General features: G+C 45.5%; 24 protein-coding genes. 7 read left to right on the top strand and 17 right to left on the bottom strand.

Annotated features, from left to right (window positions below; translation table 11 throughout):
* Positions 1–87 precede the first annotated feature (87 nt).
* Positions 88–2583 (bottom strand): U32 family peptidase, encoded by a 2496-nt coding sequence (locus ABLT31_RS07570; RefSeq protein ID WP_367750334.1) that lies wholly within the window; start codon positions 2581–2583, stop codon positions 88–90.
* Positions 2584–2766: 183 nt separating this feature from the next.
* On the opposite strand from ABLT31_RS07570, the gene ABLT31_RS07565 reads away from it, so the two are divergent.
* Entirely contained in the window at positions 2767–3012 is a 246-nt protein-coding gene (locus tag ABLT31_RS07565) for a YjcZ family sporulation protein (RefSeq protein ID WP_367750332.1), read from the top strand.
* A 50-nt stretch (positions 3013–3062) separates the two neighbouring features.
* Here the strand turns inward: ABLT31_RS07565 and ABLT31_RS07560 are convergent, their stop codons facing one another.
* Together ABLT31_RS07560 and ABLT31_RS07555 are read right to left on the bottom strand one after the other, a co-directional pair.
* The gene (locus ABLT31_RS07560; protein ID WP_367750330.1) at positions 3063–4685 is read right to left on the bottom strand and encodes an ABC-F family ATP-binding cassette domain-containing protein; all 1623 of its coding nucleotides are present in this window, start codon (positions 4683–4685) and stop codon (positions 3063–3065) included.
* A gap of 66 nt (positions 4686–4751) precedes the next feature.
* Positions 4752–5579, bottom strand: a complete 828-nt coding sequence (locus ABLT31_RS07555; protein WP_367750328.1) for a YihY/virulence factor BrkB family protein — start codon at positions 5577–5579, stop codon at positions 4752–4754.
* Between the two features lie 102 nt (positions 5580–5681).
* Between ABLT31_RS07555 and lepB the strand changes: the two genes are divergently transcribed.
* Positions 5682–6242 carry a signal peptidase I gene (gene lepB, locus ABLT31_RS07550; RefSeq protein ID WP_367750326.1) on the top strand — a complete coding sequence of 187 codons (561 nt, stop codon included), beginning with the start codon at positions 5682–5684 and terminating at the stop codon, positions 6240–6242.
* Positions 6243–6473: 231 nt separating this feature from the next.
* Here lepB and ABLT31_RS07545 read toward each other — a convergent pair whose 3' ends face one another.
* Both ABLT31_RS07545 and ABLT31_RS07540 read right to left on the bottom strand, forming a co-directional pair.
* Positions 6474–7388: a pseudouridine-5'-phosphate glycosidase gene (locus ABLT31_RS07545; RefSeq protein ID WP_367750324.1), complete on the bottom strand. Its 915-nt coding sequence runs from the start codon at positions 7386–7388 to the stop codon at positions 6474–6476.
* 150 nt (positions 7389–7538) lie between these two features.
* Positions 7539–7769 carry an excisionase family DNA-binding protein gene (locus tag ABLT31_RS07540; RefSeq protein ID WP_367750321.1) on the bottom strand — a complete coding sequence of 77 codons (231 nt, stop codon included), beginning with the start codon at positions 7767–7769 and terminating at the stop codon, positions 7539–7541.
* Between the two features lie 89 nt (positions 7770–7858).
* On the opposite strand from ABLT31_RS07540, the gene ABLT31_RS07535 reads away from it, so the two are divergent.
* A complete protein-coding gene (locus ABLT31_RS07535; protein ID WP_367750319.1) occupies positions 7859–8947 on the top strand; it encodes a Y-family DNA polymerase in 1089 nt (362 codons plus the stop codon).
* Positions 8948–9022: 75 nt separating this feature from the next.
* Here ABLT31_RS07535 and ABLT31_RS07530 read toward each other — a convergent pair whose 3' ends face one another.
* Together ABLT31_RS07530 and ABLT31_RS07525 are read right to left on the bottom strand one after the other, a co-directional pair.
* Positions 9023–11101: a molybdopterin-containing oxidoreductase family protein gene (locus tag ABLT31_RS07530; RefSeq protein WP_367750317.1), complete on the bottom strand. Its 2079-nt coding sequence runs from the start codon at positions 11099–11101 to the stop codon at positions 9023–9025.
* A 128-nt stretch (positions 11102–11229) separates the two neighbouring features.
* Positions 11230–11376, bottom strand: coding sequence for a hypothetical protein (locus ABLT31_RS07525; RefSeq protein ID WP_367750315.1), 147 nt, complete (start codon positions 11374–11376; stop codon positions 11230–11232).
* 240 nt (positions 11377–11616) lie between these two features.
* Here ABLT31_RS07525 and ABLT31_RS07520 point away from each other — a divergent pair, with 240 nt between their 5' ends.
* Positions 11617–12552 (top strand): beta-ketoacyl-ACP synthase III, encoded by a 936-nt coding sequence (locus ABLT31_RS07520; protein ID WP_367751341.1) that lies wholly within the window; start codon positions 11617–11619, stop codon positions 12550–12552.
* A gap of 52 nt (positions 12553–12604) precedes the next feature.
* On the opposite strand, the gene ABLT31_RS07515 is transcribed toward ABLT31_RS07520, so the two are convergent.
* Complete coding sequence (locus ABLT31_RS07515; protein ID WP_367750313.1) at positions 12605–12880, bottom strand: HU family DNA-binding protein; 276 nt, start codon at positions 12878–12880, stop codon at positions 12605–12607.
* Positions 12881–13040: 160 nt separating this feature from the next.
* Here ABLT31_RS07515 and ABLT31_RS07510 point away from each other — a divergent pair, with 160 nt between their 5' ends.
* The gene (locus ABLT31_RS07510; RefSeq protein ID WP_367750311.1) at positions 13041–13430 is read left to right on the top strand and encodes a (deoxy)nucleoside triphosphate pyrophosphohydrolase; all 390 of its coding nucleotides are present in this window, start codon (positions 13041–13043) and stop codon (positions 13428–13430) included.
* 161 nt (positions 13431–13591) lie between these two features.
* On the opposite strand, the gene ABLT31_RS07505 is transcribed toward ABLT31_RS07510, so the two are convergent.
* The 5 genes from ABLT31_RS07505 to ABLT31_RS07485 form a co-directional block, all read right to left on the bottom strand.
* Positions 13592–14626, bottom strand: a complete 1035-nt coding sequence (locus ABLT31_RS07505) for a cytochrome d ubiquinol oxidase subunit II (RefSeq protein ID WP_367750309.1) — start codon at positions 14624–14626, stop codon at positions 13592–13594.
* Complete coding sequence (locus ABLT31_RS07500) at positions 14623–15975, bottom strand: cytochrome ubiquinol oxidase subunit I (protein WP_367750307.1); 1353 nt, start codon at positions 15973–15975, stop codon at positions 14623–14625. Before ABLT31_RS07500 ends, ABLT31_RS07505 begins: the two co-directional genes overlap by 4 nt.
* A 207-nt stretch (positions 15976–16182) precedes the next feature.
* Positions 16183–17181 carry an ABC transporter ATP-binding protein gene (locus tag ABLT31_RS07495; RefSeq protein ID WP_367750305.1) on the bottom strand — a complete coding sequence of 333 codons (999 nt, stop codon included), beginning with the start codon at positions 17179–17181 and terminating at the stop codon, positions 16183–16185.
* A 24-nt stretch (positions 17182–17205) separates the two neighbouring features.
* Complete coding sequence (locus ABLT31_RS07490) at positions 17206–18018, bottom strand: ABC transporter permease (protein WP_367750303.1); 813 nt, start codon at positions 18016–18018, stop codon at positions 17206–17208.
* Positions 18019–18023: 5 nt separating this feature from the next.
* On the bottom strand, positions 18024–18827 hold the full coding sequence (locus ABLT31_RS07485; protein WP_367750301.1) for an ABC transporter permease: 804 nt from the start codon (positions 18825–18827) through the stop codon (positions 18024–18026).
* A gap of 108 nt (positions 18828–18935) precedes the next feature.
* On the opposite strand from ABLT31_RS07485, the gene ABLT31_RS07480 reads away from it, so the two are divergent.
* Together ABLT31_RS07480 and ABLT31_RS07475 are read left to right on the top strand one after the other, a co-directional pair.
* Positions 18936–20207 (top strand): SpoIID/LytB domain-containing protein, encoded by a 1272-nt coding sequence (locus ABLT31_RS07480; protein WP_367750299.1) that lies wholly within the window; start codon positions 18936–18938, stop codon positions 20205–20207.
* A gap of 84 nt (positions 20208–20291) precedes the next feature.
* Positions 20292–20387 (top strand): sporulation protein YjcZ, encoded by a 96-nt coding sequence (locus ABLT31_RS07475; RefSeq protein ID WP_367750297.1) that lies wholly within the window; start codon positions 20292–20294, stop codon positions 20385–20387.
* 152 nt (positions 20388–20539) lie between these two features.
* Here ABLT31_RS07475 and ABLT31_RS07470 read toward each other — a convergent pair whose 3' ends face one another.
* From ABLT31_RS07470 to ABLT31_RS07455, 4 genes are all read right to left on the bottom strand, one after another.
* On the bottom strand, positions 20540–21325 hold the full coding sequence (locus ABLT31_RS07470; RefSeq protein WP_462976476.1) for a 3-hydroxybutyrate dehydrogenase: 786 nt from the start codon (positions 21323–21325) through the stop codon (positions 20540–20542).
* A gap of 42 nt (positions 21326–21367) precedes the next feature.
* Positions 21368–22687, bottom strand: a complete 1320-nt coding sequence (locus ABLT31_RS07465) for a GntP family permease (protein ID WP_367750295.1) — start codon at positions 22685–22687, stop codon at positions 21368–21370.
* Between the two features lie 243 nt (positions 22688–22930).
* Positions 22931–24361, bottom strand: coding sequence for a sigma-54 interaction domain-containing protein (locus tag ABLT31_RS07460; protein WP_367750293.1), 1431 nt, complete (start codon positions 24359–24361; stop codon positions 22931–22933).
* Between the two features lie 24 nt (positions 24362–24385).
* Positions 24386–25516: a peptidylprolyl isomerase gene (locus tag ABLT31_RS07455; RefSeq protein ID WP_367750291.1), complete on the bottom strand. Its 1131-nt coding sequence runs from the start codon at positions 25514–25516 to the stop codon at positions 24386–24388.
* Positions 25517–25667: the final 151 nt, after the last annotated feature.

Below are 25667 nucleotides of genomic sequence, written 5' to 3'. Positions count from 1 at the left end.
GAAGTCCGCTTATTTTCCTTTTTTATTAAAAAATATGAAATAACCGGAGAATCTCCCGTTATCGCCTAGGCCGCCCCTAGACCTCTACTACTGCTTTACTAATTGCCCTCGGGTAACTCCAAGCTGGTTTGTCGCTTTTAGAGACCTCCATACACTGGTTCCAGTTCGCTTGCCTTCGATGGCTTGACGGTACAAGCTGATGACTTCCTGTACTTTCGCTGCATTTTCTTCCAAGAATTCTATACGATAATGGCGTATGCCCAGTTGAAGAAACTGCGGCAAATATTCCGCTCCCGACTGCTCAATAGCGTTATAGACGGTGTTGCGGCAGCCGATGTCCACTCTTACAGGGTGAAGCATGCCGATCCGATCCTGCAGGGAAACCCGATGGGTTTCACAAGGACGCCCGCAATTGGTAAAATCTGTACCCTCGCTTAAGAAAGTGCAATAAACGCAGTGTTCCGTATGGAACATCGGCAGATGCTGGTGAATCACAATTTCCATCTTCCCTGGATCCGCTGTGCCTTGAAGCAAGTCTATCATTTGCTGGATATTTAAATCATATGAAGGGGTTACCCGATCCAGCCCATGATTTAAAAATAGCTCAACGGCTTTACTGTTAGCAATGTTTAGAGAGAAATCCCCAAATAAAGGAATGGAGAGATTCATCTGGCTAAAATACTGCAATGCCCCCAGACTTCTTACTAGGATTGCATCTGGTTCTGCTTTCAGCATGCCGTTCAAGATGCCGTTTTCTCCTGGCATATGAATCCGAGGCGTGGCCAAGGCAATGGGCTTGCCGTACTGTCTAGCCACTTGGACCGCTTGGGGATAGTCTGTCGTGAACTCAAAATCAGCATAAATATAGTCAGCTTCCGTTTGGCATGCAGCTTCGATCTGTTCCATCGTTCGGCAAAGAGCATATAACTGGGCCGGCTTTTGTTCTGTTGCTCTTTTAGTTGTAGCTGGAACTGAAGTTTCGATGTTCCTGAGATATTGACGGGGGTTTTGACGCATTTCGAGCAGACGCTCAACAGCTTCCCTTCGCATGCGGTTGAGCTCGCTCACCGGCACGATGCCGTTTCCCGTTAAATTCAACTCAACGCGGCGCAGTTCATAAACGGTTCCGCCCAAGCGTCCCCACTGCTCTTGAAGGTATTCCAATGTAAGGGGTCTTTTTACAGCCTCTTGAATGGAATCGGAAGATACCACAGTTACACTATTTCCCATTTCAACATCCCGCCAAACACTTACAAGCAAGTCACCTACTTGCCCGGTTGCCGCAATCTCCAATGGCAGCAACCTGTGTCCTTGTTCCGTTTCATAGGTTTTGCGCAAGCGCCGCTCTAGTTCCTGGTCGCTGGTTTTCCAAATCCGGTCACCTACCCGAACCTTGGTTAAGTTCACATCATGGCGGCCGGGAACAATCTCGACAAGACCCTGTTGGACTTCGCCTTCAATCTTTATTCCTCGTTGGCGAAGGTCATAAACGCGGCCGCCTTCTTCTTTTTTCTCCGGGCGGCCGGCATCGAACACAATGCCATCCCCGCGTTTAAGAGGGGCTTCGATCTCGCAAAGAACCGCATCCTTAAGCACTTTTTTAACAGTACCCAAATAAACTCCCCGGCTTTTAGGGAAGGTTCCATCCAACAATTCTTTGTTATTCGTTCCCTTTAGAAAACCGTGCGTAAACCCGCGGCTGAAGCTTTGCTGCAGCTCTCGAATTTCTTCTGTGGAAGGCGCATAATCCCGGCCGGCCAAATACTCTTCGATGGCCTTGCGATACTTGCTCACAACATTCGCCACATACTCAGGAGATTTCAAGCGGCCTTCTATTTTAAAGGAGGAAACTCCAGCCTCAATGAGCTCCGGAACGAGATCAATGGCAGCGAGATCTTTAGGCGAGAGAACATAAGCAATGTTCCCCATTTCCCTTTTCTCCCCGTCCACAATCAAATCATACGGCAATCGGCAGGCTTGGGCGCACTCCCCGCGGTTTGCTGAGCGTCCCCCCCACATCTCGGATGTCAGGCACTGCCCAGAATAGGACACGCACAGGGCGCCGTGTACAAAAACTTCGAGAGGGGTTTCAGTCTTATCCGCTATGGTACGGATTTGGTTTAAGTTATTTTCTCTGCCCAGTACAATGATTTCGATATCATAAGGCTTCAGGAAGTCTACAGCCTCGGGAGAAGTCACTGTCATTTGAGTGGAGCCGTGGATCGGAAAGTCCGGAGACATGTCCCTAATCATCTTCATCAGGCCCATGTCCTGTACAATTAGCGCATCAACCCCTGCCTCCATACAGGCTTCTACCAGATGGCGCGCTTCAGTCAGTTCATTTTCAAACACCAGAATATTAAACGTAACATAGCCACGTACTCCATATTTATGCAAATAAGCCATAATATCGGGCAATTCTTCCATTTGGAAGTTATCCGCTCGAACCCGCGCATTATATTTCCCTACACCAAAAAATACAGCATCAGCGCCATTGCTTACAGCTGCACGAAGACAATCCCAATTGCCAGCGGGAGCTAAAAGTTCTATCGTATTTCTTGAGATGTTTTTCAAGATTTTCATCCTTCCCATTGTAACCTACCAAAGAATTATTGTACCCGATAGCTACAGCCTTGACAAACACCTATTTTTAGGATGATGGCTTTCGGCCAGCCCGCCCAACTTAGAGACAAATAGGCAGACGTACAAACAACCACAGAACTTATCGTATAAGATAACCTGAACACAAAAAGGAGGTAATAAAAAATGGAATCACCAATGCACCCTTATGCGAATGTCGCCCCGACGGCCACAGCCCCTTATGCTGGTTATGCCAATATGGCCCCGGTATCACCTTATGCCTATGAGAATGTTCCCCCTGCAGCCCCAGTCATGGCAGGAAAAATGGGACCGGTATCTCCGGTTGCCGGCTATTGCCATACAGGCGGAGGTTTCGCTTTTATCTTGGTGCTTTACATTCTGCTAGTCATTGTCTCCCGCGTGGGATGGTAATACGATAAAAACAGAAGCAGGGATCTTTGCACCAGATCCCTGCTTCTAAGTTATGCGTACATTTCTTCTCGTAATTTCTGCACTTCGGGGCTAGCCAAGTATTCGTCATAAGACATCATCTTGTCAATGATTCCCTTAGGTGTAATTTCAATAATTCGGTTTGCTACGGTTTGAACAAACTGATGGTCATGGGATACAAAAAGAGCTGTACCATCAAAATCAATCATCCCGTTGTTAAGGGATGTGATGGACTCTAGATCCAAGTGGTTTGTCGGTTCATCGAGGATAAGGACATTCGCCCCGACTAGCATCATGCGGGAAAGCATGCAACGAACCTTCTCTCCTCCGGAAAGGACGCTCGCCTTCTTTAGGGATTCCTCCCCAGAAAACAGCATACGGCCGAGGAAGCCTCTGACGAACGTTTCGTCCTGATCTTTGGAGTATTGGCGCAACCAATCCACAAGGTTCAAATCGACTCCCTCAAAGTATTCCGCATTATCCTTAGGGAAGTACGCTTGGGATGTTGTAACCCCCCAGGTATATTCTCCGCTATCCGCTTCCAATTCGCCCATTAATACTTTAAATAAAGTGGATTTAGCCGTTCCATTAGGGCCTACAAAAGCAATTTTATCCCCTTTATTGACAACAAAGCTCATATTGTCTAAGACTTTTTCCCCTTCAATCACTTTAGAGATCTGGTCTACGGTTAAGATTTGCTTTCCTGCTTCTCTTTCCGATTTGAAGTTAATAAAAGGATATTTTCTGGATGAAGGCTTAATATCTTCAAGCGTTAATTTTTCAAGCTGCTTTTTACGCGATGTAGCCTGTTTTGCTTTGGATGCATTGGAGCTGAATCGAGCAATAAACTTCTCTAGCTCTTTGCGTTTTTCATCAACCTTTTTATTCTGGTCTCTCATCAACTGTAACGCTAATTGACTGGACTCATACCAGAAGTCATAGTTCCCAACATACATTTGTATTTTTCCAAAATCAATATCAGCAATATGGGTACATACGGTATTAAGGAAGTGACGATCGTGGGAAACAACGATAACGGTTGTGTCATCACTAATGTTTAATAGGAAGTTTTCTAGCCAAGCAATCGATTCGGCGTCCAAGTGGTTTGTCGGCTCGTCCAGCAAAAGGTTATTTGGTCGACCAAATAAAGCTTGAGCCAGTAAGACGCGAACCTTCTCATTTCCGCCTAAGTCCTTCATTTTTTTGTCATGAAGATCCTTGGAAATCCCTAAGCCCATCAAAAGACCTGCAGCTTCCGCCTCGGCTTCCCAACCATTCAGTTCACCAAACTCCCCTTCAAGTTCAGCCGCCTTCATTCCATCTTCTTCCGTAAAATCGGCCTTGGCGTATAGGGCTTCTTTTTCTTCCATGATGTCATATAGTCGCTTATGACCCATGATAACGGTTTTCAGCACTTCAAATTCATCGAATTCATAATGGTTTTGCTTCAGGACGGCCAAACGCTCACCCGGGTTGATGATGACCTCGCCTTTATTCGGTTCGATCTCACCGGATAGAATTTTTAGGAAAGTGGATTTCCCTGCACCGTTTGCCCCGATCAAACCATAGCAATTACCAGGAGTAAACTTAATATTTACATCTTCGAAAAGAGCTCGCTTTCCATAACGCAACGTTATACCGTTCGTACTAATCATATGAATAAATCCTTCTCCCTCGTTAATTTACGCTCACAAATACTTATTGTATCATAAACGGTGGCATTATCCCACTCTTCGCTTCCTTTCTCTATACCCATAGGTCAAGGCGTTGATTTCCCCGCCGATTAGGATGATAAGGGCGCACAAGTAAAACCATAGAAGCAACACGATAACGCCTCCTAAGCTGCCGTAGGTAGCGCTGTAGTTCCCCCAGTTATTCACGTAGTACGAAAAAGCAAGCGATGATACTTGCCAACCAATAGCTGCAAGGACTGCTCCAGGAAGGACTTCTTTGCAAGTCAAGCATGTGTTGGGCGCAAAGTAATAGATCCCGATAAAAACAACGGTCACGATGATGAAATTAATGATCCATCGGAGGATATGCCAGAGATTGATCTTTTGCTCTGGAATGGCCAGCTTCGCATGCATCCAATCGCCAATGGAATGACCGAAGACACTGAGAACCAAAGCGGAAATGACCACCAAAAGCATACCTACTGTCAGTATCATCGATAACAGGCGGGAGTGGATAAAGCTTTTTCGATCAGGTAATCCATAAGCCTTGTTAACCGCTTTAACGATTGCATCCATCGCAGCAGAAGCAGTGAATAAACTGAATAAGATCCCGAAGGACAGCGTTCCTTTTCTTTTCACATCGATAATAGACCTTAAATGATCTTCCACTCCCCTGGATACGCCTTGGGGAATGTACTCATGGATGACCTGCATGACCTGTTCTGAATTAATCGGCAAAAAAGCCAATAAGCTGAGCGTAAAAATCAAAAAGGGAAATACCGAAAGCAAAAAATAATAGGCACATTGGGCGGATAAACCGAATAAGTCATCTTTATCAAATTGGACATATAGCTCTTTAAGGATCCGTGCAATCACCCGAAAGAACCTCCTTCTCTCTCAGGAAAAGTCACCGTTCATATGTAACTAATAGTGTGCCACTTTCGTATTTATAGTATGATTATCCTTGGGAGGGAAGGCATGAACATCTTAAAAGAAGGGCTAAGCTGGGGCAAGGCCCTCATGGCGGCTGCTGTTTTTTCTATTGGTATTAATGCATTCATATTTCAACCGACTAAAGTTTCGGGAGTGTCCATGGAGCCGACGCTGCAGGACAGCCAAAAAGTATTTATTTCAAAAGTCGGACATACCCTGCAGGAAATGCCGGATTATGGGGACATCGTGATTGTCGATAGCCGGGTAGATCGGGAACGCCAGTTGATAGATGATCTTCAAGACCACTTTATTATCCATTTGCTGACTAAAGGATTGGAGGATGAGGATCGGCATATTTGGATTAAGAGGATTATAGGCAAACCCGGTGATACATTAGAATTCAAAGATAATCAAGTCTATCGCAATGGAGAAGCACTAGACGAGCCTTACTTGAAAGAACCAATGGAATATGAATCGACCGAGAGTGTGCAAGTTCCAGAAGGACATGTTTTCGTGATGGGCGACAATCGAAATAATAGTAAAGACAGTCGGTATATCGGCAGCATTCCACTAGATCATGTGCTGGGGAGGATGCTTTTTCAGTAATGATCCCGATCTGACATGAAGAGATAAGGGAAATAAGTTCCCTTAATTCAAAAAATCATATAGAAAAAGCTAAAGTAGGGGAAGTTTCTTCCTTTATCACCTCAAAGAGGTTTAAAAATCGATTTTTCTGCAAAATAGAGGAAAAAATTTCCTCTATTATTGAATTTTTTCTCTTCCAAGGTAAATAGCGGAAGAATATTCCCTTAATTGTCAGCTTTTCGTCATCCTGCCTTATTTCGTCCCTTGCAACGCTACCGCGATTTGCGCTCCGACCCTAGCATTGTGTTTGACTAATTCAATATTGGCCATAAGGCTAGAGCCGCCCGTTAATTCCTTAATCTTGCCCAACAGAAATGGAGTGACAGCTTTCCCCTTGATCTGATTGGCTTTTGCTTCAGCCAGTGCGTTTTGGATCACTTGTTCCATCTCATCTTCCTTGAGCTCATGCGCTTCGGGTACAGGATTGGCAATGACAAGTCCACCCTTTAATCCCAGCTTCCACTTCGTACGGATCAATTGGGCCACCTCTTCCGCGGTATCCATTCGAAAGTCCACGCCATATCCGCTTTGGCGCGAATAAAAGGCAGGAAATTCATCGGATTGATAGCCCACCACAGGTACTCCCCAGGTCTCCAGGTATTCCAATGTTTTTCCGATGTCCAGGATGGACTTCACTCCAGCACAAACGACTGCTACATCGGTTTGGGCCAACTCGGCCAAGTCCGCTGAGATATCCATCGTTCGTTCCGCCTCGCGGTGGACGCCGCCGATTCCCCCTGTAACAAACACCTCAATGCCTGCTAATTTGGCACTGATCATCGTCGCGGCTACTGTAGTGGCTCCATGCTTCCCTTGGGAAAGGATATACGGAAAGTCTCTTCTGCTTACTTTGGCAATCTCTTGACTTGTACCAAAAAATTCGAGTTCCGAATCAGTTAGTCCGATCTTTACTTTCCCACCTCTAATCCCGATCGTCGCTGGAACTGCTCCATGTTCCCGGATAATCTGCTCTACAGTTTTCGCTGTTTCTACGTTCTGGGGGTAAGGCATGCCGTGTGAGATAATCGTGGATTCCAGCGCAACGATAGGCGAACCCTTTTCCTTTGCCTCTTTTACCTCGGGTGAGAAATCAAGCCATTGATCCATGAAAGTGTTCCTCCTCGTTTAAATCCCTTTTATTAAATTTTTGATCTGCTTCCGGTTCAAGCTGGCAACCGTTTAACACCAGCGCTCACATGCAGATCATCGGATAAAATAGAATCGCCCTTGATCTTCCCTTTTTTAGATATATACCCATTAGTCTTCATCCTTATAATCAATATCGTCAGGAATCGGTTCTTGGGCTTCTTCTTCCCATTGGATTTTCAGTTTTTCCATTTGGTCCAGATGATGGTTAAACTGCTCTTTATTTATGAGGTACTGCTCGCCATCATACAGTGCCCGAATTCGCTTTTGTAAAACCAACTGGCGGATGAGTTCCTCTGGCAATTCAAGATATTCAGCGGTTTCTTTGATCGTGAGATACATCTATAGCCTCCTCAGATTGAACATTTGAGACCCATTATGTCATACTAGTCCTAGAAAATGAAATAGTTTCAGGTAAAAAGAGGTCCAGCATGAAAGAAGAAAAACGAACCATTCTTATGGCGGACATGAACGCTTTTTTTGCCAGCTGTCATCAAAGTGTAAGCCCCGCCCTTAGAAATAAGCCAATTATAGTAGGAGGATCCTTAACCGACAAGCGAAAAGGGCTTGTTATTGCATGCAGCTATGAGGCAAAGAGGAAAGGGGTCTACACAACGCAATCAGTCTATCAGGCTCGCAAATGTTGTCCTGACGCTATATTTGTACAAAGAGACCATGCCCTATATAATTCCATTTCAGCGAAAATAATGGACTTTCTTCGACTGATCGGCCCTACAGAAATCGCCTCGATTGATGAGGCTTATGTTGATGTGACGAAACGTTCGGAAACCAGTCCTCATCCGGTTGTCATTGCCCGTTACATTCAGCAAACCCTATGGGAGCGAATTCATATTCCTTGTTCCATCGGCATTGGCCCCAATAAAATCATAGCTAAGATGGCATCAGAGGTGAAAAAGCCCCAGGGAATTGTCCACATGGGATATAAGCAGTTTATGACATACTACCATCCCCGTCCGCTGAGCCAGCTGTATGGATGCGGAACAGCAACGGAAGAAAAGCTAAATAAGCATGGGATTCAAAAGATTGGAGATTTAGCCAAGGCAGATCTTTCCATTTTGCGTTCCATATTGGGAAAGAGAGGGGAACTACTATTCCAGTATGCACATGGCATTTCTTCCGATGTTGTCGATGAGGAGCGGGAAAAAGGGGATAAAACGATAGGGAAAGAAACGACTTTTACTGAGGATACGGCAGATTCGACCGTGATTCTTGATGTGGCAAGACAAATGGTTCAACGATTGTCCCAACGCCTGCAGGAAAAAGGAAAAAAGGCACGAACGATTTCCATTGTTTATAAAGCCGGTCGTACTGAAAGATCACATACAAAGAGCCTGACTTTGCCGGCAGCAACTCACGATGCCAACCTGCTCCAACAAACCGCTGTTACACTTTATCTCGACTATCTCAATGAGGTACCCCTGCGACTGTTTGGCATTCGATTGTCTAACCTAGAAGAAACCAGTTATGATCAATTATCTTTACTCGACTTAGGTCTCTAGTAATCCCGATCTCCCTCAAATAAAAACGCCCTCTGCTCCGATTAAATAAGAGTGTTGAGGGCGTCTTACATTCGTTTATTCCTTGATCACTTCAACTGTCGTCGAAAAGAAGGTAGCTCCTCCACCCATATCGGCTATGCGGCTCGGAGTCAGCTTATTCACCGCTTGCGGTTTCTCGCGGTCCTCCCCCCAAAGCCCCTGGCTTACGACAACTCCCGGAAGCATGTGATCGATGACTTTAGCTGCCAATTCACACGATCCCCGTTCGTTCCAAACCCGGACAACATCTCCATCGCTAATCCCGCGACGTTTCGCATCCTGGGAGTGAATCTGCAGAATAGGCTTTTTCTCTAGCTTTTGATGCTTCTCCACATTGGAAAAGGTTGAATTCAAGAAATTATGATTCGGAGGTGTAATCAGCATCAGCGGAAACTTCTCCGACTCCGCAGGACCGTGTTCCCCGTCAAAGCCTTCCAGAAGCGGAATGTAGGTCGGCAGAGGCGGCATCCCTTGCTTTTTCATCTCTTCTGAATAGAGTTCAATCTTTCCGGTTGATGTCGGAAGTTTTTGAAGAAACGGCTTTTCTTCTGATAAATTCAATTTCATCCAACTGTTTTCCTTTAACCCTTCAAAGGTGATCCCCTTCAAGTAAGGGTTGGATGGATGATCCAATGCCTGCTGTACCAGGTCCTCTTCGCTTTCAAGGAATTCTTCATCGGAGAACCCCATCGTTTTTGCCAGCATTTGGAATAATTCAAAGTTGGATTTGCTCTCTCCTACCTTGGCTATAACTGGCTCCTGGAGCTGGATATAAGGATGCCAGTACGATTTGTATAAATCCATATTTTCAAAAGATGATGTAGCCGGAAGGACAATATCTGCGTATTTCGCCGTGTCGGTCAAAAATAAATCATGCACAACGGTAAATAAATCCTCTCTCGCGAGCCCCTTCATCACTCGGTTGGCATCGGGAGCAACGACCGCCGGATTTGCCCCATAAATAAATAGCGCCTTCACAGGGGGATCCTGAAGCTCTAACAGCGCTGTTCCCAATAGGTTCATATTAATCACGCGAGCCTGTGGATTAGGACGCAAGTCAGGACGGGCTAAGGCTTGCTGATTCACTCGGGCATACCAGCCATTGCTCTTTGTCGCCCCCCCTCCCTTCACGGCCCACTGCCCTGTCAGGGAAGGAAGACAGGAAATGCTTCGAACGGCCATGCCCCCATTGTCATGATGCTGCAGACCGTTACCAATGCGGATATAGCTAGGCGAAACGGTACCATACATGCGGCTTAGCTTGATGATGTCAGACTTAGGTACGCCTGTAATTTGAGCGACCCGATCTGGCGTATAGGATTTGACGTGTTCGCGCAGCTCTTCATGGCCATGAGTATATTGGGCCAAAAACGGTTCATCAACCAGTGCCTCATCAAATAAGACATGCATGATCCCTAGCGCCAAGGCTGCATCTGTGCCGGGAAGGATGGGAATAAACCAATCCGCCCACTTTCCTGTCTGATTCTTATGAACATCAATGACTATGACCTTCGCCCCGTTTTTTCGGGCTTTTTCAGCAAGTACCACTTGATGCATGTTCGTACTGACGACGTTTGCCCCCCAAATGACAATAAGCTTGGAGTCGACGGTTTCCTCAGGCTGCGTGCCCCCTGTAATGCCCATGGTATAGCCAAATCCCACATTGCCTGCAATGCTGCAAATGGTTTGGTCAAGCTGGCTGGATCCTAGGCGGTGAAAAAAACGACGATCCATGCCATCAGCATTAAGAAGACCCATATTTCCGTAAAAGCTATAGGGAAGAATCGCTTCTGATCCATAGTCCTTTGCTATTCCTTGGAACTGATTCCTGATTTCTTCAATCGCTTCGTCCCAACCGATTCTAGCAAATTTCCCTTCCCCTTTTTTCCCGATTCTTTTCATAGGATACGTAAGGCGGTCAGGATGATAAATCCGCTCCGCCATATGGCGCACCTTGTTGCAGATGGCTCCTTGTGTAACTGGATGATCAGGGTTGCCGGTCACTTTAATGATTTTCCCCTTCTCTTTATGCACATGAAGCGCACAGGTGTCGGGGCAGTCAAGGGGACAAACGGATGGGAAGATTCCGTCCTCTTGTTCAATATAACGAGTCAATTCAATCCCCTCCTATTGATCTCTATCTCGTAAACTCTTTGAATAAGAGCACTCAGTAGTATGCCTTAAATAATTCTACTTGAAATTATATGACTTTTGTAGAATTTACTCCATAGCAAAACTGCCACTTATATCCTACTATCCTTTAGTTTGTTAGAATGGCAGATCATTAACCTATTAGCAGAAGATGCTGTAAGAGCTTCCTCAACAGATTCTGCTTGATTAGCTAAATAGTTTTTAGCATAAGCTTTTTGATTGTCAGATAAATTTTCCATAGCCCCTCCTGCTTTTTTTCTTTTAATCCACCTATAGTGTAAGGAAAAGTCTACTTTTTTACACGGCTTTCCTCTTCTATCCTTTACTTTCTTTAGCCTTTTCTAGATGTAAGCCAGATTCTATGATAAAATATGGTATTAGCATGATTTCTTAGCAACTGACATATCCATGTAAGCTTAGCATTCCCTTAAGCTTATTGACAGAAGAATGATATTAAATTGGAGCTGATTAAATACATGATACGTGCTGGTATATTAGGTGTTGGACATTATCTGCCCGAGAATATTATGACCAACCAACAATTCGAAGAAAAATTAGAGACGACTAATGAATGGATTATTGCCAGAACAGGAATTAGAGAACGCCGCATAGCCTCAGCAGAGATGGATACTTCCGATTTAGCAGCGAACGCCTCTCTCGAGGCCCTCGAGCATGCTGGATTAAGCCCTGAAGAAGTTGATCTGATCTTAGTGGCTACAGGTACCTCAGATTACGAAGGCTTCCCGTCGGTAGGGTGCCTCGTGCAAGAGAAGATTAAAGCTAGACAAGTTCCGGCTCTGGACTTAAGCGCGGCCTGTGCTGGTTTTATTTACGCGATGGTGGTCGCGAAACAATTCATTGAAACAGGTACATACAAGAATGTTCTCGTCATCGGAGCTGAAAAGGTTTCGAAGAAACTAGATTGGACAGACCGGAATACAGCCATCTTATTTGGGGATGGCGCTGGAGCAGTCGTCATGGGGCCTGTTTCGGATGATAAAGGGATATTGTCCTTTGACCTGGGCTCGGATGGAAGCGGAGCGGACCAATTGTATATTAGAGAATACCTCAAAATGAACGGCCGGGAAGTATACAAGTTTGCCGTAAGGCAAATGCCGAAGTCGATTAGCCACGTGGTAGAGAAAGCTGGATTGAACCTAGGAGAAATCGATCTCTTTATTCCTCACCAGGCCAATTCGCGAATTATTGAAGAAGCGGCAAACAAGTTAGGTGTAACAAAAGATAAGTTCTCCATTACCCTTGATAAGTACGCGAATACATGTGCAGCCACCATCCCCTTGGCAATTAAGGAAGAGCTCCGATTAGGAAAGCTGAAAAGCGGAGACACAGTCATTCTGGTTGGATTTGGCGCTGGACTCACTTGGGGATCTATCGCATTAATTTGGGGGACCTAAATAAAAAGCCTTGGTCGGATAATCCAACCAAGGCTTGATTTATGTAAGCTGGTTAAGCGTTAACGGATTCCTTCAATAGCTTCCCTGCAGTGAATGCCGGGATCTTGGAAGCCGCGATCTCAATTTCTTCTCCCGTTTGCGGATTGCGCCCTTTACGAGCCGCTCTCTCTCGAACCTCGAAATTCCCGAAGCCGATCAACTGGACTTTTTCCCCTTTTTTCAAGCTGCTTTCAATGGCTTCGAACACAGCGTCTACCACTTTAGCAGCATCTTTCTTTGTTAATTCAGCAGATTCGGCTACATACGCAACTAATTCCGTTTTGTTCATTAAATTCCCTCCAAAGATAAATAATGGTTACGTGCTATCATATTATCCAAACCAACGTTCGAAAACAAGAGGGAAAGCTGAAAAACTTTGCACTTTCGAGAAAAAACTTATGTGATTTTGTCATAATAGTATTAACTGTGATACAGAAAGGAGTTTTTTAGTGAAGAAAACAATACATGTTGTTGGAGCCGTTATCCGGAACGATAAGAATGAAATTCTTTGTGCACTTCGCTCCCCCGCCATGTCCATGCCTGGTTATTGGGAGTTTCCGGGAGGTAAAATAGAAGACGGCGAACAACCAAGGGATAGCTTGATCAGAGAAATCCGAGAGGAATTAGGCTGCACGGTTAAAGTGGGTGAGCAGGTAGAAGAGGTTTATCATGATTATCCTTTTGCTATTATTCATTTAGTCACCTATGAAGCCAAAATCCTGGAAGGCATACCCAAGGCCAAGGAACATGCGCGTATCGAATGGCTGCCTGTTGGGAGACTCCGCACACTGGAGTGGGCCCCAGCGGATATTCCTACTATCGATAAGCTGTTAAGTTGAAAAAAATCCCCACCAGCTGGTGGGGAATCACTCTCAACACTAAACGTTCTTTTCGTTTAGTTACCTTGATTATACGGACTTTTTTGCTAGATGGATACTAATAAATTTTACCTTGTCTGATTTCGGTTAGAAAACCAACATCTTCTTATTGAAGACCATCTCTATTCCTGGCGTATATACCTCCGATCGTTCATAAACAACCGCCAAAAGTAGATGAACCCTGGGAAAAGGATGACAAATCCTACAATATAGGAAATAAATACGGCACGGAAAGTGGCTGGATGGGTAAATCCGGATTCAATGGTCACTAAGGGATAAACAAGGTACGGCAAATGGGCCCTCCCGTAGGCATAGCTGGCAAGCAGGTATTGGGTAACAACAGCGATAACAGCAATCCTTGGCCTTCCCTTCACCCCTTTCCTCACTCCGGAAGGAATGAAAAGAGCAGAATATCCGATGAGAAAGATAAAGATGCTCGAAAGAAGTAAAGGAAAATACTTCATCAAATTGGTGTACAGCCAATCAGCCTCTGCCTCCATCGTTAACATAATCAAGAATGTGGTAAATAAGACAATGGGGCCTAGAATAACGGCGTCCCGGCGATAGACGCCGTAGGCTTCGGGTTCGTCAGCCACATTCGAGTAATCCGCTAACAATAAGGAGGATAAGAAAAGGGTGCTGCTAATGGCAAAGAATATAAAAGCATAGGTCTGCGGACTGCTGAACAGGACACCTAGCTGCAGCTGTTCCACGCCATTAATGGTCTCAATGTATCCTCCATGAGTGATCGGCAGAACTGCAATGAGTAGTCCGGGGATAAGAAGACCGGAGATGCCGGATATATAGGTTAGGATCTTTCGATAGTCATCTGCAATGTGCGAAAAAACAAGGAATCCGCTTCGAATGGACAGAAGAAGGAGGATCAGGCTTCCAGGCACCAGCAGAACGGTTCCTAAAGTAAACGTTGCACCAGGAAAAAAACTGATTAGAGCAACGACAATACCGACAATGAATACGTTCGTGACTTTCCAAGTCGGAGAAAGGTAACGGTTTGAAATATTGGTAGCATTGGTTTTCTCGCGATTGATATAAACCATGGACCAGAAGCCTGCCCCAAAATCCATCGTAGCCATTACCGCATAGATAAACACGAAGCCCCAAAGCACAGATACGGCAATCAATTCATCAGTGCTCATAGAGTGCGACCTCCTGCAGTTTCCTCTCGGATCCCCAGTTCCTTGCGCACCGGGTGCCGGCGGAAATAATAAAGGAGTACAAGAACAACGGAAAGCCCTAAAATCACGTAAATGATGGCAAACAAGACGAAAAGCAACCCCAGCTGGGTTGAACCGGTCACAGCTTCCTCTGTCGTCATCATCCGGTAGATCACCCAAGGCTGTCTTCCTGTGCAAGCAAAGATCCAGCCAAACTCAATGGCCAGAATGGATAGCGGACCAGCTGCCACAAACGACCACATCATCCACCTCGGGAATGCGTCTCGCTTTAAAACCTTGTTCCACAGAAAACCTACAATGGACAATAGGATCAGCAGCGATCCTATACCGACCATGGCGTTAAAAAGTGTATGGACAAATAGAGGCGGCCACCACTCTTCAGGAAAGTCATTCAATCCCTTTACCACTGTATCAAAGCGATCACCAGCCAAAAAACTCAAAGCCCAAGGGATGTGAAGGGCATACTTCACTGTTTGAGTTTCCCGGTCAGTGAAACCGCCGATCGCTAAAGGCGCGTAAGGCTGGGTTTCAAATAGCCCTTCGGCCGCAGCCAACTTCTCAGGCTGATAAACGTGCAGCAACTGAGCTCCTTCATGGCCATTAAGTGCCGTGAGGAGTGAGAAAAGACCACCAATAGCCAGGCTAAGAACAAGAGCCTTGCGGTGAAATTGGTAGACTTGGTTTTGTGCTTTTTCTCTCATCATTTTAAAGGCGGATATAGAAGCGATCGCAAAGGCTCCAGTCATAAAAGCGGAGACCGTCACATGCGCGGCAGTGACAAAGAAGCTTGGATTAAAAAAGGCCGCCCAGGGGTCCACATCCACTATTTCCCCATTTACAATGCGAAAGCCAGTGGGTGTCCCTTCAAAGGCATGGACATTGGTGATTAGAATGGCGGAGGCAGCTGCGCCCATAGCAACCAGCGTCACGCTCACAATGCGCATGATAGGCGAAATGCGATCTGCAGCATAGACATAGATGGACATGAATAAAGCTTCGACAAAAAACGCATAGATTTCAATTTGAAAAGGCAGGGCCATCACCTTGCCAACCACTTCCATAAAACCTGGCCACAGCAACGATAATTGAACGCCTGCTATCGTTCCCGAAGGGATCGCTACTCCGAGCAATACCGCAAACCCCTTTGTCCACCGGTTTGCCATGATTGCATAGTCGCGATCTTTCGTCTTCTGAAAGAGAAGTTCAGCACAGAGCACCATCAATGGGATTCCTACACCGAGTGTAGCGAAAATGATGTGAAAAGCCATAGTCATTCCGAATAAGGATCGGGCTGTCAGTACATGATCCATTAATAAGTATCCTTTCTGTACAGTAACTAAATTAAGATCTGCCTAAATCCCTGACACCTAGCTTCAGTTGCTCAATCATCCCTATATACTCCAAGCGGATTAACAAATTCATGTCCCTCCATCCCTTCATTTGAAAAGTGCACAGGGATATTATTCCTAACTTTCCAGAGGGCATACATAGGAAAAAGGCCTGTCATAGCTTCTCAACTATGTCAGGCCTTCCTCTTTAAAACCTTCCTCGTACATCTGGCGAATGATCGAGTCAATTTCCGGTTCTTCCAAAGAGAGATCGATAATTTCGGTTATTTCAGATACTCTGTTGATAATGTGTGCCGCTGTGTGTTCTTCCCGATTGAAATGAAACCATTTGCGAGGCCCCTCTTCCCGTATCAGATCTGCTCCCTCTATTCGAAGATTAGGGCAGTCCTCTTCCAAGTCCACAATAAGTATCCGCGTCTTTCCGAAGTGGTCCTTGATTTTGGACAATCCTCCATCGTACATCACACGGCCTTGATCAATCAAAATCATTCTCCTGCACAGCTTCTCGATATCCGACATATCGTGAGTTGTCAGGATGACGGTAATGCCGCGCTCCTTGTTCATTTCCTGGATGAACGTGCGCATCCGTTCCTTGGCTACGACATCCAATCCGATGGTCGGTTCGTCAAGAAAAAGGATGGAAGGATTATGCAAAAGCGAAGCGGCAATATCAGCCCTCATCCTCTGACCCAAGGAAAGCTGTCTGACAGGAGTTTGGTAGAACTCATCCAATCCCAGGATTTCCGTAAAGATGTCCATGTTTTTTCGATATTGCTGGTCAGATAGGTAATAGACTTGCTTTAATAACTCAAAAGATTCAATGGTTGGCAGATCCCACCACAATTGCGTACGCTGGCCAAAAACGACGCCGATCTGCCGAGCGTTCTTTTGTCTTTCTTTATAAGGAATCAATCCCCCGACACGAACCTCCCCTGCTGTCGGCACGAGGATGCCTGTGAGCATCTTGATAGTCGTTGATTTGCCAGCGCCGTTCGGTCCGATATATCCAACCATTTCTCCTTGCTGAATAGAAAAGGAGACATCCTCCACGGCTGTCTTTGCGATATATTCCCTGTGAAAAAGGCTGCGAACGGCTCCCCACATGCCTTCCTGCCGTTTGGCGATAAAATATTGCTTGGAAAGATTCTGCACCTCTATTACATTCATCAATCTCCCCCCATTTATGCGATGCTATGACCCTGTGCTCTTATACCGATCTAGCCCTATCATCCAAATTCGAAAACAAATCCAAAAGAAGATTAACCCTACCATCGCGCTCAATGAACCCCAGTAGGAAGAAAAAAAGGGATGGGCCTTACCCAGCAGCAGAAGGGCAGGCAGATAATTCACGAAGGCGAATGGCAAGACGAAAATGAAGATCCATTGCAGAATGCGAGGATAAAGCGTTAAAGGATAATTCATCATGCTTTTTGCAGGAAACATAACCACCCAATAAAATCGTTCCGATCGGGTGGTCCAAAAAGCTAAAGCTGAAATCAAGACCAAGATCCCTCCCTGGATAAAGGTCCCTCCAATTACAGCTCCCAAAAATACTCCCCACTGCGCAACAGTCCAATCCAGTCGAAGTTGATGGTAAGCAATGGAAACCGCTGCGATGCTAAATAATAATTGTCCAAATGCCCCGATATCAAACTTCATAGCCATGAAATGAAAAAACGGGTGTATGGGACGGACTAAGAAGCGGTCAAATGTTCCATTAAGTATGTACTGGTCCAGACTTCGGAAATGAAAGAAAAACAGGACACAAACTCCCCAAGAAAGAACGGCCAGAGCAAAAAGAAAAATCAGCTCCCAAAGCGTCCATCCCTCCATCGACTGAAACGAGTGAAGCATGACCCACATGGTAACGGCTGTGCCGGCATAGCTCATAGCCCACCCTAAAATATTCATGAAGAATGCATACCGATACTGGATTTGGGCCCTGATGCTGGCTTCAACCATATGCAAGTACATTCTGCTTCCTTTCATCCATGATTGGATCAATCTGCTCACCCCCCCTGCACGACAATTTTTGTAGCGGCTTTTGCCCATACCCAACGCAAGATGGCATAGGAAATGAAAAGCCATACCAGCTGAATGAAAAGAGCCTCGAAGAGCTGGCTCCCTTGTACTTGGCCAACAAAGATAGAGTTGGGGATAAAGAAAATGCCTTGAAAGGGAAGATAACGGGCAACGGCTTCAAGCCAACCCGGAAAAAACCATAGGGGAATCACTGAACCCGAAAATAAAGAGATAGAGAAATAAAAAATGTCCTCTACGCCACCCGTTTCGATTAACCAAAAGGTAAACAAGCCAAATGTCAATTCGAGACTGTAGCGAATTAGATATCCCACGACCGCAGAGTACAAGAAAAGACTCCATTGAGTAAAGGAAGAAGGCATATGAAGATCAAAAATGAGAAACAACACAGCATATAGAGGAAGAACCGCCGTGATCATATGAAACGTGATGTTTCCCAAGTCGGAAAATAGGGTCCGCGTTGGGTAGTCATAGGGCCTCATCATCTCCATCGCAATATCGCCGGTTCTCACTCGCTCCTGGATTTCCCATAAGGGTGTTCCCGCACCGTGTATCCCTTGCAGCATTTGGCTGATCACGATGTAGCTGAGCATGGACTCAAACGTTACGCCCCCGACCGCCTCTTTTCCACTGTATAACCCATACCAGATAAAGCCCCACATAAATAAAAAGATAATGTTTGAAAATAAGCGCGTCCAAGCATCAAACCGATAGGCTGCTGAACGCTGAAAAGCCTTGCGAGAAAATTCAAAGTACATCCGGAGTGGCCTCATCTTGTCCCTCCTTCCTTTAAGCCCTACTGCTCCTCAAATAGTATATTCAGATTTTATCATCTATATAATGCTAGAATACTCTAGAGACAAATCAGGAATATTACGAACATGAAAAGTCGGTTAATCTATAAAATCATCATCCTACTATTGATTCTGTTTCCTCACTCGGGCGAGGCCCAGGAAATGGTCTCAGTGAAATTAGTCAATTATCTCGGAAATACCCCCAGCATTGAGTTGTACTTAACAGGACATTACATTTCCATGGATCCTACGGTTACATGGCAGGAAGGAGTGAAATATTCTTTATCGGTAAAAGGGGATTCCTTCATTCTTGAAGGAAATGGGATCTCGCAGGAAATGGGCAGCCCCCTGATTCTCATCCCCGAGAAGTATGATACTCACCATTTAATACGGCTTAATCGAAAACCGTATTTAGGAGCAATGGAGTTTCGTGTCGAGGATGGGCAATGGGTCAGGCCGGTAAATCAGCTCCCGCTAGAGGATTATCTCAAAGGAGTTGTGCCGATGGAAGTCTTCCCTTCATGGGGACTTGAAACGCTGAAGGCTCAATCCTTGGCGGCCAGAACGTACGCTGTAACTCATATGAAAAAGGAAATGGACGATACCATAGGCTTTCAAGTTTATGGCGGATATACTTGGTTTCCCAACACAACCAGGGCTGTGGAAGAAACGCAGGGAGAAGTGATCACCTACAAAAATCGATTAATTGAAGCTTTATATTCTGCGAGCAATGGTGGAATTACGGAAAGCAATGCTCATGTATGGGGTGGAGATCCGATTCGCTATTACCCCATTAAACCGGATCCTTATGATCCGATTCATCCCTGGGATTTTCATGTGCATCAGACCCAAATTGACCTTAACGCCATTCCATGGGATTTTCCAGCTGGATGGGAAGCTATAGAAGAACAAGATAAGGGCGTTACGGCATCTATGAAAAAATGGCTTTATCGAAAGGGGTATGTGGGGGACCTAAAGATACTAGGGATCCCGCACTTTGAAATGTCAGAAATTCGTACGAGCTCTCAAAGGGCCGTAAAAGGATCCATTGAGGTAGAATTTTTAGAAAGGCTTTTGGATGGTACCATCCTATTTCATAAGGAAAGTCTTGTCGATGTCCCTTTATCCCATATCCGACCCATGATCGGAGGTCATCTATTCAAGAGTTATCTTATTGACTCCCTTACATTGAATAATGGCTTCTATACGATGAAAGGAAAAGGTTACGGGCACGGGGTGGGAATGAGCCAATGGGGTGCCCATTCGATGGGACAACAGGGAAAATCCTACCAGGACATAGTCCAATTCTATTTCCCTGGCACAACCGTCTCGCAATTTCCGATTTCTTCAAAAAAATAATTGATCGAACCGGGACAACAGCCCTTCCAAATTCTGATGATGGACATAAGATAAACTATCTTCAATTGGAAGGAGGCAGATCTAATGAGCTATGCAGCTGGTGTAGGCGGAGGTCTTGCGTTCATCCTAGTTCTCTACATCCTTCTTGTGATTATCAGCCGTCCTGGAGTATTCTACTAGGACCCAAAACCTTTGAAGATCAGCGGGACACCTCCTGCTGATCTTCTTTGGTCTTTCTTGCGTTTATTCTTCATAAATCATTTTCCGAGTCATTCCCCATCAATGACCAGATTGGGGTGGACTCCCGTACAATTCCATCCCTATACCCGTGATTATTGCGCGGTATATCCGCCATCAATCACGACTGCCTGCCCGGTGATCCCTCCCGCTTTATCGCTAGCGAGGAACAGGGCATAATCAGCAATTTCTTGAACCTTCAATAATCTTTTCTGGGGGACGAGCGGATAAATCACTTCTTCTAATACCTTCTCAAGCGGTACATTCCTTGTACTGGCGAGATCGGCAAGCTGATTTCTTACGAGCGGGGTATCTACATATCCCGGGCAAATGGCATTCACTGTAATGCCATGGGTAGCACCCTCTAAAGCCGCTACTTTTGTGAGTCCGATCACCCCGTGCTTTGCGCTATTATAGGCCGCTTTTCCGGCAAACCCAACCATTCCGTTAATGGAAGCCATGTTGAGGATACGCCCGAAATTCTGCTTTTTCATGATCGGCAGCGCATGTTTAATGGCAACAAACGGGGCAGTCAGCATTACCTTGATAAGCAACTCGAATTTTTCCGTTGGAAAGTCCTCCAGCGGCGAGACATACTGCAGGCCGGCGTTATTAATGAGAACATCTAAACGACCGTACTCGGATATCGTGTGCAAGATGGCGTGCTTAATTTGCTTTTCGTCTGTCACATCGCACCCGAGGCCTATGGCCCGAAGCCCTTGATTCTGAAGCTCTGACGCACTGGCTTTGGCAGCGGCTTCATTAATGTCAGTTATAACCACCTTGGCGCCTTCCTGAGAAAATGAGGTGGCAATCTCCAGCCCAATTCCGCTTGCAGCACCTGTAATAAATACAATCTTACCCTCTACCAAGTTCCCCATTCTAAAACACTCCTCTCCCATACTCTACTCCCTTATTGTAAACTAGATTCCTACTCCCAAGGAAAATAATAGGATAGCAATAACGACACCGATCGTAGGCACTATGACGGTAAGCGCACCAACCGAGGCATAGGCATCCTTATGGGACTCCCCGCATATTCCTCGAATGGTGGTGACCACATACCCGTTGTGCGGCAAGGAATCCAAGGCTCCTGATGAAATAGCCACGACGCGGTGCAAGGCTTCCGGATTCACTCCTGCATCCAGATAGCCCGGTGCCAGAAGCGGCAAGGCAATCGCTTGACCGCCTGACGCCGATCCAGTCATGCCTGCAATAACGCTCACGGCAATGGCGGCTCCAATCAATGGGCTTCCCGGAATGTGTGTAAACGCATCCACCGCAGCCGTAAATGCAGGAGAAACCTTTGCTACACCGCCAAAGCCGACTACAGCCGCGGTATTGGCAATAGCGATAAGCGCACCCAGCGTACCATTTGAAGCGGATTCCCACACGTTTTTCAAATACTTTCGATTTAATGCCCAAGTGGCCACGATTCCGCCCAGTAAAGCAATAATGAGTGCGGATTGCTTTAAACTGTCATGATAGATAAATGAAATAACAAGCACGACTAACAAAGGAATAAGGCCCTTCATCGGATGAGGCAAGTCTCTTTCTACAACTTCAGGATCTCCAGCTCTTGAGATGAAATGTTCTCCATTCGCAACAGCTTTTTTTATCATTCTTTGCAGCCACCAGAATCCAAAACCAATCATGAAGAGAGCTACAATTAAGCTTACCTCCCACCCTGCATAAGGGCTTGTATTCAAATGTTGGATCGGAATCCAGTTTTGTATTTCTGGAGAGCCCGCAGAGGTCATCGTAAAGGTGACTGACCCAAACCCCAAGGCTGCCGGAATGAAGCGGCGGGGCAAATCGGCTTGCTTGAATAGGCTTAGCGCCAAAGGATAAACCGAGAAAGCAACGACAAACAAGCTTACTCCACCGTACGTGAGAATCGCGCAAGCCAAAACGACAGCCAACACCGCTTGCTTCATGCCCAAATGTTCAACAACCCACTTGGAAACGCTGTCGGCAGCTCCCGTGTCTTCCATCACCTTCCCAAAGATGGAACCCAGCAAAAACATCAGGAACCAAGAAGAAACGAAGCCGGAAAATCCGGACATATAGTTCCCTACCAAGTTTGCTTCTCCCTCAGCGACTAACTGCGGAAACAATGGAATGCCGCTCAGAATGGCCAAAAATAGGGCGCACAAGGGTGCCGCTACGAGAAGGTTCATCCCCCTCATCGTTAAGAAGATGAGGAGCCCTAGTCCTCCAATTAAACCGATCATACTCAACATAGCAAATTCTCCTTTTTTATAATCTGGTTTGTAAAACCGCTTACAAAATTTATATAAAGCAAGAAGTGTGCCAATTTACTCAAAAGGAATGTAGCTACGTGACAAATATTGCGAAACTCGCGTTCTATCAGTATTTTGAAATAGCTTATAGCTTTTTCTTTATGAACAAGATTGCTTTGTATATTCCAGATATAAGGAAAACTTCCGGAAACGCGGAAAAGAGCATCTGGAACAGATGCTCTGCTAGTCAGTTAACTCGTATTTTTCCAACTTGGCATAAAGACTTGATTTGCTTATCCCTAGTCGTTTTGCAGCAGCCAGTTTATTTCCTCTAGCTTCATGCAAGGCATCGGCTATTGCTTCTTTTTCAGCCATTTCTAAAGTTTCCTGAAGAGAAAGGTCAGGGGATAATGGGTGCTCCATTCGCCTTTTTTTAAAAAGGTTAGGCGGCAAGTCAGCAAGGGTAATCTCCTGGCCTTCTTTCACATAAAGGGAGCGCTCCAATAGGTTTCTCAGTTCCCTGATGTTCCCGGGAAAGGGATAACTCAGTATTTGCTCCATTGCTTGTTTTTCAATTCCATCCACTGGAATTCGGGTTTCCGCCCGAAGCTGCTTTAACAAATGGTCGATCAATAAAGGAATATCTTCTTCTCTTTCCCGAAGAGGGGGAATTTCTATCATGAGAACATTAAGGCGATAGAATAAATCTTCCCTAAACAGCCCCTTCTCTACCAAATCTTCCAGATTCTTATTCGTGGCAGCAATAATTCGAACATCGATAGGCTCAGGTGATTCCGCGCCAACAGGCTCAATTTCCTTTTCCTGAAGAACTCGAAGCAGCTTTACTTGCATACTGAGCGGCATTTCGCTAATCTCATCGAGGAAAATGGTTCCGCTGTAGGCTAAAGCAAATTTGCCCTTTTTCCCGGAACGCTTAGCGCCAGTAAATGACCCTTCCTTATATCCGTACAGCTCGGATTCAAATAGCGCTTCAGGAATAGCTGCACAGTTTACTCGTATAAAAGGTCCATTAGCCCGCAAGCTTTCCTGGTGAATGGCGTGGGCAAACAGTTCTTTGCCTGTTCCGCTTTCCCCGTGGAGCAGCACTGTCGTATCGCTCTTCGCTACCCTTTTTCCGAGGGCTTTCACGCGCTCTAAGGCCTTGCTTTGTCCCACGATTTGTTCAAAGGAGTACTTGGCGCCCATGCGCTTCGTCGTTTCACCCCTGAAGTTGTCCAGTTCTTTATAGAGCTTGGAAAATTTAGAGTTCATAGCAAAAAGATCATCAATATCCTGGAACATGACCTTTCCTACAACAGCCACGACTTCGCCATCCACGATGACAGGAAGACGGTGGGCAATCATTTGGTGGCCGTTGATTAATTGCAGGTCTGCAATTTCGGCCTTGCCTGTCCTAGCAACTATGTGCATCCTCGTATTCTCGACTATTTCGGTTACATGTTTCCCTATTATATTTTCAAGATCCTGGCCGACAAAGGAAGCATACGTTTCGTTGGCCGTCTGGATGATGCCATCCCGATCGACAACAATGATCCCTTCATAGGCAAGCTCCAAGGCTGCACGGAACAAGTCTAGTTCTTTATTCGTCTTTTTTACTTCATAAGCCAGATCTCGAATGTATTGATGAACCCATCCATTCCAATTTATTTTCATGGAAGCTCCTTCTCTTCAAATAAGCTACCGCTTTTCGTAGACGATAATGTTATGAATAAAGACCTCTTCATCAGGCGAACTGAGTTCTCCCATACCGTTTGCGCTGACTTTAACACTCGATATCGCATCTAGTGTATTTACCCCTTCAATCACGCGTCCAAAAATGGTATACATCGGATAGCTGTTTAAGCTCTCACTGTCTTGACCGCTGCAGATGAAAAATTGACTTCCATTCGTATTCGGACCTGCATTGGCCATGGCAACGATTCCTTTCTCGTAGCGAACAGAGGAGTCAAGCTCATCGGCAAATTTATATCCAGGCCCCCCACTGCCTGTACCTCTCGGATCTCCGGTTTGAACCATAAAATCTTTGATTACCCGATGAAAAAGAACATTTTGATAGAATCCTTCTTTTGCGAGGAACACGAAGTTATTAACGGTTTTCGGAGCGTCCTTTGCAAATAACTCTAGTGTGAGTTGACCCTTATTAGTGACGATCGTTGCCCTATAATCCTTTGTAGGATCAATCTCCATGGCAGGAGGGGCAGTCCATTTTTTGGTGGAGGTTTCTCCTCTGAGAGCTGCCGATTGCGTTTCTTTCAGTCCATTTTGAAGCGCATTTAATAGAAATTGAACGGCCTCGGCACGGGTGAGCAGGTCATTGCCTTTATATGAGACTAACGGATTATCATGTTTTATTTTTCCATTGGCCAATTTCCTGTCCATGACATAATAAACAGCGGCATCGCCCTGGAAAGGATCCCCGTTCGCGGCTGCAATGATTTCCGCTACCTGCTGGCGCTTAATGGGCTGATTGCGAAGAGAAAATGCCTTTTCTCCTTTAATCGGATATTTAAGGTCTATTGCCCACTGATAAACATTGTCAGACCAGTGTTTAGGTTCGTCGAGTTCTTTTCGGTCTGGATTGGGCAAGGCTCGAAACAGCATGGAAAGGAATTCGGCTTCAGTTACAAATGCGTTTGGTCGAAACCATCCGTCATCGTACCCTTTTATTACGTCTGCTTCCATTGCCCATTGTATGGAGACGGAAGCCCAATGTCCATGGACATCAGGAAAATCAAGACTTGCTGCTTGACTGTTCGAAGACAGAAGCAGGGATGCTGTCAATAAAGAAATAATTCCAAGTTTTTTCATGACATAGTCCTCCATATATTCAAGGCTTTCGACATTTATTCTAACATCTTTTCTTCCCATTGGAAAAGCGAAAGCCACCCATGTGTGAGTGGCTGCATAGAGATTTTATTTATGTTTAATCGGCATTTTCGTTCAACCATTTTTATGCCTT

The sequence above is a fragment of the Ammoniphilus soli genome (genome assembly GCF_040813775.1).
The sequence above is the reverse complement of the archived record's forward strand: the minus strand, read 5'-3'. Positions and strand labels throughout refer to the sequence as shown.

Coding starts and splice junctions, on each gene's coding strand:
- ABLT31_RS07570 (WP_367750334.1), bottom strand. CDS start 2,583: ATGAAAATCTTGAAAAACATCTCAAGAAATACGATAGAACTTTTAGCT.
- ABLT31_RS07565 (WP_367750332.1), top strand. CDS start 2,767: ATGGAATCACCAATGCACCCTTATGCGAATGTCGCCCCGACGGCCACA.
- ABLT31_RS07560 (WP_367750330.1), bottom strand. CDS start 4,685: ATGATTAGTACGAACGGTATAACGTTGCGTTATGGAAAGCGAGCTCTT.
- lepB (WP_367750326.1), top strand. CDS start 5,682: ATGAACATCTTAAAAGAAGGGCTAAGCTGGGGCAAGGCCCTCATGGCG.
- ABLT31_RS07545 (WP_367750324.1), bottom strand. CDS start 7,388: ATGGATCAATGGCTTGATTTCTCACCCGAGGTAAAAGAGGCAAAGGAA.
- ABLT31_RS07540 (WP_367750321.1), bottom strand. CDS start 7,769: ATGTATCTCACGATCAAAGAAACCGCTGAATATCTTGAATTGCCAGAG.
- ABLT31_RS07535 (WP_367750319.1), top strand. CDS start 7,859: ATGAAAGAAGAAAAACGAACCATTCTTATGGCGGACATGAACGCTTTT.
- ABLT31_RS07525 (WP_367750315.1), bottom strand. CDS start 11,376: ATGGAAAATTTATCTGACAATCAAAAAGCTTATGCTAAAAACTATTTA.
- ABLT31_RS07515 (WP_367750313.1), bottom strand. CDS start 12,880: ATGAACAAAACGGAATTAGTTGCGTATGTAGCCGAATCTGCTGAATTA.
- ABLT31_RS07505 (WP_367750309.1), bottom strand. CDS start 14,626: ATGAGCACTGATGAATTGATTGCCGTATCTGTGCTTTGGGGCTTCGTG.
- ABLT31_RS07500 (WP_367750307.1), bottom strand. CDS start 15,975: ATGGATCATGTACTGACAGCCCGATCCTTATTCGGAATGACTATGGCT.
- ABLT31_RS07495 (WP_367750305.1), bottom strand. CDS start 17,181: ATGAATGTAATAGAGGTGCAGAATCTTTCCAAGCAATATTTTATCGCC.
- ABLT31_RS07485 (WP_367750301.1), bottom strand. CDS start 18,827: ATGAGGCCACTCCGGATGTACTTTGAATTTTCTCGCAAGGCTTTTCAG.
- ABLT31_RS07480 (WP_367750299.1), top strand. CDS start 18,936: ATGAAAAGTCGGTTAATCTATAAAATCATCATCCTACTATTGATTCTG.
- ABLT31_RS07475 (WP_367750297.1), top strand. CDS start 20,292: ATGAGCTATGCAGCTGGTGTAGGCGGAGGTCTTGCGTTCATCCTAGTT.
- ABLT31_RS07470 (WP_462976476.1), bottom strand. CDS start 21,325: ATGGGGAACTTGGTAGAGGGTAAGATTGTATTTATTACAGGTGCTGCA.
- ABLT31_RS07465 (WP_367750295.1), bottom strand. CDS start 22,687: ATGTTGAGTATGATCGGTTTAATTGGAGGACTAGGGCTCCTCATCTTC.
- ABLT31_RS07460 (WP_367750293.1), bottom strand. CDS start 24,361: ATGAAAATAAATTGGAATGGATGGGTTCATCAATACATTCGAGATCTG.
- ABLT31_RS07455 (WP_367750291.1), bottom strand. CDS start 25,516: ATGAAAAAACTTGGAATTATTTCTTTATTGACAGCATCCCTGCTTCTG.